The sequence below is a fragment of the Flammeovirga sp. OC4 genome (genome assembly GCF_000812565.1).
GTDB lineage: Bacteria > Bacteroidota > Bacteroidia > Cytophagales > Flammeovirgaceae > Flammeovirga.
Genome location: NZ_JTAM01000014.1, coordinates 18,157 through 31,323 on the forward strand (window position 1 = coordinate 18,157; position 13,167 = coordinate 31,323).

At 34.9% G+C, this 13,167-nt stretch carries 11 protein-coding genes; 3 read left to right on the forward strand and 8 right to left on the reverse strand.

The window, feature by feature from the left end; all coding sequences use genetic code 11:
• Positions 1-63 precede the first annotated feature (63 nt).
• Positions 64-732 (reverse strand): PD-(D/E)XK nuclease-like domain-containing protein, encoded by a 669-nt coding sequence (locus PL77_RS11825; RefSeq protein ID WP_044205297.1) that lies wholly within the window; start codon positions 730-732, stop codon positions 64-66.
• A 267-nt stretch (positions 733-999) separates the two neighbouring features.
• Between PL77_RS11825 and PL77_RS11830 the strand changes: the two genes are divergently transcribed.
• On the forward strand, positions 1,000-2,067 hold the full coding sequence (locus tag PL77_RS11830) for a hypothetical protein (protein WP_044205299.1): 1,068 nt from the start codon (positions 1,000-1,002) through the stop codon (positions 2,065-2,067).
• Between the two features lie 103 nt (positions 2,068-2,170).
• Here the strand turns inward: PL77_RS11830 and PL77_RS11835 are convergent, their stop codons facing one another.
• The 6 genes from PL77_RS11835 to PL77_RS11860 all read right to left on the reverse strand — a co-directional run bounded on the left by PL77_RS11835 (position 2,171) and on the right by PL77_RS11860 (position 6,961).
• Positions 2,171-2,701, reverse strand: a complete 531-nt coding sequence (locus PL77_RS11835; protein ID WP_044205302.1) for a gliding motility lipoprotein GldH — start codon at positions 2,699-2,701, stop codon at positions 2,171-2,173.
• Entirely contained in the window at positions 2,694-4,085 is a 1,392-nt protein-coding gene (gene ricT, locus PL77_RS11840) for a regulatory iron-sulfur-containing complex subunit RicT (protein ID WP_082026505.1), read from the reverse strand. Before ricT ends, PL77_RS11835 begins: the two co-directional genes overlap by 8 nt.
• A gap of 72 nt (positions 4,086-4,157) precedes the next feature.
• Positions 4,158-4,619, reverse strand: coding sequence for a pantetheine-phosphate adenylyltransferase (gene coaD, locus PL77_RS11845; RefSeq protein WP_044205306.1), 462 nt, complete (start codon positions 4,617-4,619; stop codon positions 4,158-4,160).
• Positions 4,616-5,434, reverse strand: a complete 819-nt coding sequence (locus PL77_RS30480; RefSeq protein ID WP_172665839.1) for a DUF3822 family protein — start codon at positions 5,432-5,434, stop codon at positions 4,616-4,618. Before PL77_RS30480 ends, coaD begins: the two co-directional genes overlap by 4 nt.
• A gap of 59 nt (positions 5,435-5,493) precedes the next feature.
• Positions 5,494-6,105, reverse strand: coding sequence for a hypothetical protein (locus tag PL77_RS11855; RefSeq protein WP_156152338.1), 612 nt, complete (start codon positions 6,103-6,105; stop codon positions 5,494-5,496).
• A gap of 211 nt (positions 6,106-6,316) precedes the next feature.
• A complete protein-coding gene (locus PL77_RS11860) occupies positions 6,317-6,961 on the reverse strand; it encodes a peptidylprolyl isomerase (RefSeq protein ID WP_172665840.1) in 645 nt (214 codons plus the stop codon).
• A gap of 30 nt (positions 6,962-6,991) precedes the next feature.
• Here PL77_RS11860 and PL77_RS11865 point away from each other — a divergent pair, with 30 nt between their 5' ends.
• Positions 6,992-7,447, forward strand: a complete 456-nt coding sequence (locus PL77_RS11865) for a VanZ family protein (protein WP_044205309.1) — start codon at positions 6,992-6,994, stop codon at positions 7,445-7,447.
• Between the two features lie 40 nt (positions 7,448-7,487).
• On the opposite strand, the gene PL77_RS11870 is transcribed toward PL77_RS11865, so the two are convergent.
• Positions 7,488-9,494 (reverse strand): hypothetical protein, encoded by a 2,007-nt coding sequence (locus tag PL77_RS11870; protein WP_044205311.1) that lies wholly within the window; start codon positions 9,492-9,494, stop codon positions 7,488-7,490.
• Between the two features lie 520 nt (positions 9,495-10,014).
• Here PL77_RS11870 and PL77_RS11875 point away from each other — a divergent pair.
• A complete protein-coding gene (locus PL77_RS11875; protein ID WP_044205313.1) occupies positions 10,015-13,158 on the forward strand; it encodes a SpoIIE family protein phosphatase in 3,144 nt (1,047 codons plus the stop codon).
• The last annotated feature ends 9 nt before the right edge of the window (positions 13,159-13,167 follow it).

Consider the following 13,167-nt stretch of genomic DNA (forward strand, 5'->3'; position numbering starts at 1 on the left):
TTCAATAGATCTAAAATGAAAACCTCTCATCGTAGTTTTTTACGGTGAGAGGTTTTTATTGAGTTATTTTCTTAGCGAAAGTGCCGTTTCATGAAGTGTAGCATCATCTGCAATTTTCTTCAGTAACACCTCAGCCTTTTTTCTGCCGTGCACCAAGTACTCATCTTCTTTATTCCATTCCAGTCTGAAAAGTCTTCCTTTAGAAGTTTTACTCACACCAATCACTCTTGCAATTGGAGCTTGAATTGGAATATTGTAAAATGAAATCTGTCTGTCAAAATCTTTTTGTAAAACCTGCTTTTCAAACGCCTGACGCATATTTCTAGAAGTAGTCTTAAGATCCAATACCACTTCACCTTCAATAAAAAGGTCGGGTTTTGCTTTACATTCTAAACCGGTAAGAGGGTCTTTCCAAAAAATACATTTTTCAATTAATACATCAGGATGCGAAAGCAACTTATTCAAAAGAGGATAGTTTCTAGCAGTAGCGGCTATTCTTCCAATTTTATTGGCTTGCGGAGCCGTTAGCTTTTTTTGCATATCCACCCATTTTTCGGGTTCTAAAATTGCGGTGTGTAAATATGTACCTTCTCTTAAAGCTTTTTTAGGAGTAAAAGGAGGTTGTTTTAAAAGGTGCATTTGAGCATTTTTCAAATCGGTATTTGCAAGGGCAGGGTGTGCTCTGTATTCCGCCTCTGGCATATCTACAATATCGTAAGCAATTTTTGACATATAAATGAGTTTTTTCTGTCTTGCAAAGATGCAGTTAACTCTTGGAACTCACAACTCTTTTCTTTTCATGAATCCTCAACTTTTTGTGATTGAAATTCTTAAAAAGTTATGAATGAGTGCTTGAAAGAAAGTTTTTTGGAGATAGTCATCACAAAACAATAAAATACAGCAAATATATTGGAGTACTTCGTTAAATTTACTCAGAATCCATTTCAAGAATTATCAAAAGAAGGTTGTGCTTTTGGTATCGGTTAGAAGAACGATAATATGGCTTTAATTAGTAAGAAAAAATTACCTTATCCGGTTACAGAACCGTTAGAATATTTTTTAGATCAGTACGATAGGATCTCTCCAGTAAATATCAAGTATGAAGATCTAACGCGTTTTAATAATGCAATTCCACTTTATGACTCACAAGGTGAGGATACTTTGTGGATTACTGTATTTTATCCACAGGATGATATGGAAGAATTGTATAAAACGCTTAAAAAACTTTATGCATCTTTGAGAGCCGATGGTAACCTGACGGTCATGGAACACCTTTTCGTGGATAGGGTAGATATGTGTACTTACGGTAATACCAAGCCATTTAGAGTAAGAATTGTAAACCGAATCAACGATAACTTTGACTACTTCTATATCAAAGTGGCCGATGCTTCAAGGATTTATGGTTTAGAATTAGAAGATATTTTATCACCGAATAAGGTGAGTTATCTCGTGACAGAACAGACGCTAATTGAGGAGCACATTCCGGGTATTCCAGGTGATACATTTATTAATAGTTACTTGGAAGATGGTCACCAAAATAAAACGCGTTTGACAAAGGAGTTTGTGAAATTCAATGAAAGATGTTTTGTACAGCTTCTAGGAGATATGCACTCTTCAAACTGGGTAGTTCTAATGGTACCAGATTTTGATGAGATCAACTACAGAATCAGACCTATTGACTTTGACCAGCAGAGTTATGAAGGAAGAAGAAATATTTATATGCCACAATTCTATCGTCAGAACAACGCCATTTTAAAGCTCATGATGGGTAAAATTTCTTGGGAATCTGTAAGACAGTACCAAGCCGAGGAACGTTTTATGATTGCCAGTAGAGTAATGGGTTTCCGTCACAGAGCAAAGGATATTTTAAGAACAATGCGTAAGGATGTAATCGCTCCTAGAGAGAATGTGATGTCCTTGAGGCAAGACCTTTCCGAACATTACCAGAGTTCAAGGTTCTTGAAGTGTGAGAATATGGGGGAAATTGTAACTGAATCGATTGAGCACGTATTAAGAAGACAAGACAAGTATAAAGACATGTTTGATTCTTCTCAATATGAGCAATAAGGAAGAGGAGAATTTTTAAATTACTCACACTATTAATGCATTAAAAAAGGAGATCTAGTATTTTAAAATACCGGATCTCCTTATTTTTTATTTTTAGAAAAACTTAATTTTTCTCTGCTTTCTCCAATCGGTAGCCCACACCAATTATACCGTTTAAATCATCCGGTCGCATAAAATGTGAGATTTGAAAAGTATAATTTCCTTCCTTTGAGAATTTGAAATTCTTTTTCAATATAACAGGGTGGTTGTAAATAGCCCCTGTACTTGAATTACCAATAGATTTTTCAACCTTACCGAACGGTTCACCTGTTTTCATTTTGAATAATTGACAATCTTTCATTGTTTCAGCAATTAAAGTGTCAACTTCATCAAGTGTGCCATGCTCAACTAGTGAATATTTGATGTAAATATTCTGGAATGGATAATCATTGGTATTTCTAATGTAGGTAATCAAATTGTACTCAGTATTGAGATCTTCTACATCAAAATTAAACGATGCTAAAGAATCTACATTCCAAGATTCATTTTCATAATCCACAAACTCCTCATGCACCATTTGAGAGTCACAAGAAGTAAAGAATAATGATAAGATTACACCCAAGAAAGGTAAAACTATTTTAGTAGGATTACTCATTTGTATTGTTAGGTCTTCTACGTTTTCCTCTGAAATTACCTCTTTGAGGTTTTTTGTTATTGCCTCCTTCTTTTTTAGACTTCTGCTGTTGCTGTTTATGAGCATTATTAGACTTTTTGCCATCATTTTGCTTTTGCTCAGCATTGTTTCCTTTTTGTCTATTCTGGAAGTTACCTCTTTTCTTAGCAGGTCCGTTATTTTGTTTTTTACGAGACTGATTTTTCTGACGTTCATTTGGCTGTTGGCCTTTTTTATTGTCAGGAGTCTGTTTATTTTGGTCCTGCTTACGCTTTCCTTTGTTCTTTTTCTGAGGAACAGGCTGTTTTTCAAGTACAGAACTTAATTTCTGTTCCTGCATTACAGCAGTCTTGTCAATTGTATTTTCTTCCAATGTTTCAGGGAACTTTCCTCTCTCATTCATTTTTGAGATTTCATGAACCCTTTTGGTAGAGATCGCATGCCATGTTGTTTCTCCTTGGAAACTAAACCACATTCTCTTGCGGAAAATATCTACCTTCTGAAGAACTGCTTCACCCTTCTGTGTCTTTAAGTTTTTATCCAGTAAAGGAATGTCCACTAAAGCATCAATATAAGTTTCTAGCTCATAGTTCAGACAGCATTTCAAACGCCCACACTGACCAGATAACTTACTTGGGTTTAAAGAAAGGTTTTGATAACGAGCAGCAGAAGTAGAGACACTTTTGAATTCAGTCAGCCATGTTGAACAACATAATTCTCTACCGCAAGAACCAATACCACCAAGTCTACTCGCTTCCTGTCTCAAACTGATTTGACGCATTTCCACACGAATTTTGAATTCGCTGGCCAATACTTTAATCAGCTGTCGGAAGTCTACTCTGTCGTCTGCAGAGTAGTAGAATGTAGCCTTAGAATTGTCCGCTTGGAAATCAACATCAGAGAGTTTCATTTGTAACTCCATGTCTTGAATGATTTCCCTAGTACGGTATAAAGTAGGAATTTCTCTATTTTTTACCATTGCCAATTTCTCCAAATCTTTAGGAGTGGCGTGGCGGAGAATGTTTAATAATTCATCCTCTTCTTCATTAATCCCTTTTTTGATCAATTGTAATCTTACTAAGTCTCCTTGTAAACTTACATGACCAATATGGTGTCCATTGCCCGTATCGACAACTACTGGATCACCTGTATATAATTCAAGGTGAAGGTGATTTTTAAAATAACCTTTTCTACCACCCTTGAATTTTATTTCTACTATATTAAAACGTTGCGATGAGGGGAGATCCATGTCGCCTAGCCAATCGAAAGAATTCAATTTACTACAGCCGCCAGAACTACAGTCGCCATTACTGCCACATCCCGTTGGTACCCCACATGCTCCCGTTGCACACGATTGACATCCCATATCTATATATCTTTAAGTCTATCTTTCGATAGGTTTGGCAATTTAGCCGAATGCAAAAATGCATCAAAAAAATTAATATTCCGATTCTAATTTGAATGGAACAAACTCACTCACACTATGACCAAATTTATGTAGTTCACGGATAATAGATGAACTGAGGTGAGAAAACTCTGGTGAAGTGTAAATGAATACAGTATCAATGCCGTTTACATATCTGTTTGCTTGGGCAATACTGTTTTCGTATTCGAAGTCAGTGGTATTTCTAAGGCCTCTTAATAAAACGCAGGCTCCAAGATCTTTAGCTACTTTTGCTGTGAGATCTTGATATAAAATGACTCTTATACTTGGATTATCTTTAAAATAGTCTTCGATCAATTCTTTCATTTTTTCAGCAGGGAAAAAACGTTTTTTCTTTGTGTTATGACCGATTCCGATGACAATTTCGTCAAACAATTGTGCTCCTCTTAGAGCAATATCTTCATGTCCTTTTGTGAAAGGATCAAAAGTGCCTGGAAAAAAAGCAATTCTTTTCATTTATATAATTTCATATTGCCTATAATATCAACGGCAGCATGTTGATGAGGCTCTTGATCAAATTGATAAGCATATAGCACATCTTTTGGCTTATTTCCAAAAGTTACTTTGCCTATGAATTTTCTTAAGGTGTTAATCTCTTCTGCATTATTACTTAATTCACCCCAGATGTATAATTCCGTCTCTTTGGGTGATAAACCTAATTCATCAACAACAAAAAGAATGAAATATAACATGTCTTGAGCTGTTTTATACTTAAAAGTATTTGCAAAAGAGAGGGTGTTGCCTTCATTGGTTTTGATAATGCAAATAGTGTCTGTATCAATATAACAATGAATGCTATCTGTTATTTCACTAACTTCTTGAACAAAGCTATTTACATAGTGATTGTAAGTAATGCTAGAATTACTGTACATTTCATTGAGCCACTCTTCTAATTCAGAAGGAAGTGCGTAAACAATGGTTGCTCCAAAATTTGTAGCGTTCTTAAAGACTTTGTCTTTTTTACTACTAAACTTTGAAGACAGTTTTAAAATATTCTGTTCAGTTTCTTCATCGGCAATATCATCAGGCACAAATGCAAAAGATGACAGAGCGGAGATAATGTGTACTCTTTTCCAAAATGCGGCATTAAGGAAAGGGTGTTTCTGCACTATATTATGCAGATTTACGATTAAGGCAGTGGTATTCATTGCCGTCTCGTATGAATAAGATTCAAGAGCTAAACACTCGTTGTTTTCAGGGTCGTATACTCCTATAACAAGACAGCTTTGATGTATTCTCAAATGCAAGCTGTATTCAGCTAGCCGAGCCACATCAAAGCTGTTTGAATGTACGGAGTATCTGACTGATTCTAATAGCAGATCTTCCAATATTATTCCCAGTTACCTGCAGTAGTTGCTTCACTTAGTGAACCAAACTTAAGAAGTCTTCTTGTTGGTGAAGCGTTAGATTCTTTACGTTGCTTATCTAATGGGAACTTGTCCACACATTGAATGTAAGAAACCATCGCATTACCTTTTTTAACTTTATCTGCAGAAAGTTCAAATTCTTTACCGTCTTTACCGGCGATATATTTTAACTTCGATGCGTCAAAATTACCATACTCCTCAACAGGGAAAATCTTTTCTCTTACTTGAGTTGCTCCGATTGTATCATACTCAATACGTACTGAATCTGTACGAGTGTAGTATAATGGATCGTTTTTCTTACGAGCTTGGATAATTTCTCTCTTTTGTACGTTATAAATAGTGTCACTATCGATGAACATCGCTAACGTATCCCAAGAAGCAGTATATTGCTTGTATCTCGATAAATAAGCTGTCTCCGCATCACGGATCATTTTTAATTGTTTGATCACACGAGCTTCGGACTTCTTAATCTGCTCACTTAACTCAATAGTGTCGAATACGCTATGAAATAACGTGTAGCCTAAATATACTACAACTGGCACCATTAACAAAGTAAGTATTTTTGTTTTTGTCATTTTTCTACAAAGAGTTTGTTGTAATCTTGCTGCGAACTAAATACTAAGTCCAAATTGAACTATACTAAATAATAAAGTCAATGCAAAACTTTATAATCTAGATCCAATTCAGACATTGGCAAATTTAATTAGTTTTCGGATAAAAAATAATCTCATTAACCTAAAACTTGTTACTGAATCTTTATAATTCGTGTTTTTTTTACATTATCACTTAAAATTGGCTCAAATCGTACATTTTCTGAAGATTCTTCCTTTTTTCTTTAACAACTTTTATATTTATTTCTACTCTTTTTAACGGTTTACCTTCACGGTTAATTTCTAAATCGGAGATTTTTTCGACAACATCCATACCTTTTACTACCATTCCGAACACTGTATACTCGCCATCTAAATGGTGTGCTCCTGCTTTGGCTTGGACGATATAGAATTGTGATCCACTTGAAGATTTATTGGGGTTGATTTCATCATTTTGGCGTGCAGCACCTATCATTCCGTAATTGTGAACTAAAGTAGAGTCAAATTCGCTATTTATGGTGTATCCTGGGTTACCAATTCCAATTCGAGTTGAATCTCCATTAGGTCGGGTATTAGGGTCTCCACCTTGAATCATAAAGTCTTTTAGTACTCTATGAAATGTGGTACCATTATAAAAACCATCTTTGGCAAGGTGAATGAAGTTTTTCTTGTGGTCTGGCGTTTTGTCAGATAAAATAAGAACAATTTCTCCATAAGAACTTGTAATATGGATGACTTCATCTTTTCCTTTCAATTTCTTTTTACTCTGTGCTGTACTCACATTAGCGAAAAAAGAACATAAAAAAATGACAATATAAAATGATAATGAGAATGAACGCATATTTTTGTGCTTGAAAAACATTAATTACTTATGGCGAAAATAGAAAACAAGAACGAGTTTAAGAAAAAACTTTTATGGTTACTTCCATCATTCTTATGGTTTCTGATGACTATCAAGTTATTACTGACTGTAAGTCCAGTGGATGGTGATAGCTTTTTACTTAATTTACCTTACGGAGATAAAATTGGGCATTTTGGAATCTTTGGAATTCTCACCGCTTCTCTCATGTTTTCTCTTTGTGGAGGAAAATTTTTCAACAATGAACGAAAACCAATTGTGACCACTGTTCTAATTATTATTTTTTCATGGGGAATGTTGACAGAGATACTTCAGGGGGTACTCTTGGATGCAAGAGAAGGCGACGTTTGGGATTTTGTGGCTGACGCAAGTGCGGGAGTGATGGGCATTTATTGTTATGAATTGCTTCATAAAATAGTCAATAAGGTGCCTATTTATAATTTTAAAAGAATAGAGCACCCTTTATAAATATAAAAGGTGCTCTAACTATTTCTAATGAAGTGCGAAATTAAAGTTGGCAGTGGTCGCCATCACAGAATTTCTCCGCTTCAACATCTTGTCCTTGTCCTAAATCATTAAAGTTAAGAGGCTTGATATGTTTTGCTAATTCCTCATACTTGTCTTTAGAAATTTCTTCATAAGGCATTTGAGGATAAACAGTATTTCCTAACTCCAATTTTGGTAAGAAACTAATTGATTTCAAGTGATACTGGAAGTAGTTCAAGATAGGCTCAATTTGGCTGGCCTCGTCTTTCTTGAATGTCACTGTCACAGAAACTTGGTTATCTGCCCAGTATTTCTGTAAGAAAGCAGCTAAGTGTACTTGCTCCCAAATTCCTACTTGGTTGACTGTTCTTACGTTGTCGATACTTACCGGAATAGAAACAACCATAGTGTCTGATTCTGATACGCTTGGTTCAACATGATAGTTGGCAGCGATACATTTCTCAATTAATGGCGATTTCTTCGATAAACGGATACGACGAATATAGTGGTTGCTTTCAGGGTAGTGCATACCTGGTGTTACACCTGGTAAAAGTGATACTGTACCTGAAGGTTTTACTGAAGTTGTTTTCACTGAAGGAGTTACACACAACCACTCAGAATAAATTCTATCCCAGTTTTGAATTGTGTTGTATCCATCATCACACCAATCTCTGAATGTGTCTAACCCTTGGTTCTCAACAAACTGAGCAATACCAGACATAGAAGTACCAATTCTTCTGTTTCTTAATAATACTCTGTTCGTTTCAGGCCAGTGCGTATTTGTCAACGTTACCGTTTTGGCATATAAATACGCGAACTTTAATGTTCTTAAGTAATCTTCTTTATTTGTTGCTCTAGTAGGGAATGTTTCTACTAAACAGCAAAGCTCATAAGACTCAAGTGTTTGCTCTGCACAAGGGTTTGTTCCCATTGCTCTATTGTCTTTGTTGTCAGGAGCATCACCCATACGTCCAAATTTACGCATGTTATCTAACCAGATGTAGCCAGGTTCTCCGTTGACAGCAGATTGAGCAGCAACTTTCTTGTAATCCATTCCTACATGTGAGAATACTGAGTTGTTTGAAGACCAACCATACTCAGAACGATGTGCTGAAGAACCTTCCATTTGTTGGGTTTCAGGGTTCCAGCGGTAGTCTTTTAATTTTAAGTATTCATCATCATCGGCATCACCAAATACAATTTCAGCAGAACGTCTCACGTTACCCGCAACGACACAACAACCGATCATATTCATGATGTCTACAATATCAGTAACAGTGATAGTAGCATCTTCATCTCTACCTTCAAACATTGCACGAATTTGATCGTGTAATTTTAATAAAGGACCGGCACCCGATGCAATACCACCAAAACCTTTGATTGGTAAACCTGCTTCTCTAATTTTTGAATAATCAAATTCTACACTCACTCTACCTTTATGGAAGAAAGAGTCTAACAACATTCCAGTACTGTTTACCCAGCCTTCTCTACTGTCAGGAATTACATAAGTAACCTTATCTTCCTTATTAGGTTGGTAAATACTGACAGTTCCAGCACCTTTAGTATCGAATCCAACACCAACACCCAACATTGACATGTCCATTAAGAACTCAAAAGGTTTTGTAGGGTCCGAAGCCATTGTTTCTGTACTTACGAAAGAACAGTTATTTAAAGCTGCGAAGAGGTTTCTCTTTGTTGTTAATTCAGAACCCATTGCCCAAAGACCACGACCAGGAGGTAAAAACTTCATGTTAAACATACGGTCAAACATCTCTTGAGCAGAAAGCTGAGCTTTGTTGTCGTCCCATCCTAATTGGTATTTTAAGATGTGATTCTTCTGGATCGTATAAGTACCTTCAACGACGCGTCGTACAGTTTCCCACCAAACTTCGTTTGTTCCGTCGTCCTTTAAGCGGGAATAAGTACGCATGTATACTAATTCTCCAAGACCGTTGAAGCCGAAGGGAGGTTTAGTATTTTTGTACTTTTCAAGGAAATCATCGTTCAAGATAAATTTATATGTCATCATTATATTAGAAAAGTTATAGTGCATCGAAACGGCTAAAAATGCACGAGTAAACTGGAATTTATATCACTCCTATAAATTAATAAAAGTTATCTAAAATTGCACACAAAGTTTGATTGAATATTTAATATCTATTTGTATATCAATAAATTATGTAATTCTAAATACTTTAAAAGAAAATTAAGATAATTGAGCTACATCAATACAGATTAATGGATTTTAACGGATTGCTGTCTTTACGCTTGTCTTAAAATGTTCTACAAAATAAATGAGGTTATTCATGAAAATCAATGTTGCATTTTTAATATTTTATTTTCATGAGATGACGATCTGAAAATAAAAAATAACTTTCTGTAAAATTTATTGTGAATTCATCAATCATTTACGTAAATTCTAACGAAATACCAATTAGAAAATTAGCGAACTTTTAATTTTGACCCAAAAAATAAAAATTATAAAATCTTCAAAACAAAGGCTGTTGCTTATATGGCGTATCTCTCTGTTAACTTTGCTGAGTAGTTTGATGTATTCTCATATTACCTACGCTCAATGGCAAAAAGTTATTTACAATGAACTGAATGGATTACAAAATAGTCTAGTGAAGGGAGTATGTGCTGATAGTCTTGGATTCATGTGGCTGGCAACTGATGATGGCCTCATTCGATTTGATGGTACCAACTTCACTCAATTCAAAGAAGAGTTACCCAGCAGATATGTGAAAAGCGTCTTTACTACTTCTACAGGAAAGACACTTGCAACTACTGATCTAGGCTTGGTACGGGTGAATGCTCTTCCAAATCACCCTACGTTTAATATTATTATCAAGGGGGATAACTATGCTTCTGATACATTAATGTGGTACCCAAAATCAATCTTTGAATGTAGCGATAAAAAAGTTTGGGTGAGTGATAATCATGCTATTTATAAGTTTGACCCTGATTTGAAACTTATCAATAGATATCAATTTTCAGAGAGAGATTTACCTACAAATTTTCAGCGTTCATTTGCAATATTAGAAGATCCGGTACTTGGGATATATGCTTTTTCGGAAGCAGGCTACTTGTATAAATACAATTCTCGTAAAGATACTTTTGATGAAGTGCCACTTTTGACAACCAATGAGAGGGTTAATGATGCCTTTTTCTTTAAGGGGAAAATAATCGTAGCCACTCAGTCTGGAGTAGTAGAAGTTATTTTAAATAAAAATGGAACCGAAATTTTATCAAAGAAGCTTATACTCCCTATTTATGCTTCTTGTATCACAAAATATAATGATAAAGAATGGATTGCAGGTACGTGGAGTGATGGAGTGTACAAAGTACAAATTCTAAAAGATGACTATAAGTTAGAGAAAATGGACTTCATTAAGCGGAAGGTGATTTCTTCTGTCTTTGTGGATGACTCTCAGAATATTTGGTTATCAACAGATAATGGAGCATTATATTTGAAAGAACAATATTTTAGTTCTCCCTATAAAAAATATACAAACGGTTATATTCAATCAATTATTGAAGACCAAGATAAGGTTATCTTTACAGACGGTAGTACGGTTTATTTTTGTGATAGTCAGACTAATCAGTTATTAGACCAATGGACTATTCCGAGTGAGTTTGGAATAGTTTTAAGGATGATTAGAATCGAAGATGAATATTGGTTTACTACGAACTTAGGTGATTTTCTCGTTTATTCAATTAAAGGTGATTTTTTAAGGAGAATAGAGTGTTCAGAAAATGGAGGAGCAATCTATGATGTAGTTTATTCTCCAAAATTTGGTCTATGGTATTTACAGGATCATAGTGGTTTGTATAACCTTCATCGGATGAAATATCCTTCTTCTTATGATAGAAGTAAAGGGGTGGAAGGGAAGATTAACACCATTAAAATTCTAGATGACCAACTTTACCTTGGAGGAAACAGTGATGAGTCTTATTTTTATAAATTCAATACCAAGTTTCAAAAGTTTGAAAACCTAAGTAAACCTGTAGCGATCACAAGAAATGTAGCCATTGGAATTAACGATTTTTTAAAAGCAGGCGATGATTTTTATCTCGCTACTAACTTTGGATTGGCGAAGTTCTCTGAAGACTCTTTAGTGGATTGTAAAATACCCAATCTAAAATTAGGAGCGGTAAAAGGAGTTGTTCAAGATCATAGGAATAACAATGTTTTTTGGCTTACCAATTCAAATGGGCTTGTAAGGGTTGAGGATTGGAAAGATTATCTAGTGTTTGATGAGATTTCTGGTTTGCCTACCAAAACAATGACCTACAGGGGTATTCTTTTAAGTGAAAATGATGAAATTTGGGTAGGTACAGCCGCTGGTATTGGTGTTTCTAAAAAATTAGTAAGTATACAATCGACTCCCACACCAATCTTTACATCGATTAAAAACTCTAATTTCGATTTCAATCAACTAGATAAACCTGAAATAGCGAAATCCTCTTACATAGAATTTCAGTTTGCAAGTTTATCTTACCCAGGTAATTTGATTCAGTATAAGATCAGATACAATCAAGGTGAATGGAAGAACTTAGGATGGTCTAATAAGTTTATTGTATCGGGACTTGAGACTGGTAAGTATACATTAGAATTAATGGCAAAACAAACTGGGGAGTATCATTGGAGTGAACCTGCCCGTTTTTATTTTGTAGTTTCAGAACGATGGTATCGTACTTGGTATGGTATATTAGGTGCTTTTTCGGTTTTATTTGGAGGTATATTTATTGTTTTTAAACTCTATGATGAGAAAAATCAACATGATAAAGAAATTCTTGAAAAGCTCGTAAGCGAAAGAACAGAGGAAGTAAAACAAAAAAATAAAATCCTTTCAAACCGTGAGTTAATACTAAAAAAGCAAGTCTCTAAATTCATGAACCTTAATAGTGTATTAGAGAAAAGACAGAAGGAAGTAGAGGAACAATTGTTATATGCCAACTCACTTCAGTCTGTAGTTTTACCTTCTTTAGAAAAAATAAATAGACATATTCAAGATTCATTTATTTTATTCATTCCAAAAGAAACAGTATCTGGTGATTTTTATTGGGAAAAAACTTTTGAAGATGAAAACGGAGCGGTTTCTTATTATGTTGTAGGTGATTCCATTGGTCATGGTATTCCTGGTGTAATCCAATCGATTATTGGGTTAGATTTACTGAATGAAGTCGTTAATGATCGAAAAGTGAAAACAAATGATATATTAGAGCAACTCGATATAAAACTGTGTCAAATTGCGGAGAAAGATCCTACTATGATTGGTATGGACTTAGTAGTGTTACGGGTAGTGAAAAATGGTGCCGATATTAATGTTGAATTTTCTGGAGCGAAAAGACCTTTATTTTATATAGAAGACAGTCAATTATTTGAAGTAAAAGGTACTAGAAGGGCAATAGGAGATGAGCCTATGCATGTAAAAGCAAAGGGATTTCAAGTTCATACAATGAAATTTAAGCCAAATACGCTCCTATACCTTACTTCAAACGGTTATTATGACCAATTTAATAGTAAAGAAAAAAGGATTGGTATATCTAAATTTAGGGATTTATTAAGTGGTCTGTCAGATATTGAATCATTAAGTGAACAAAAAGAGTGGCTTAATGATTATTATTTAAGATGGAGGGGTAAAGCAGAACAAATTGATGATATTACAATTCTTGGGCTAAAGTTGTAGTTGGAAGTT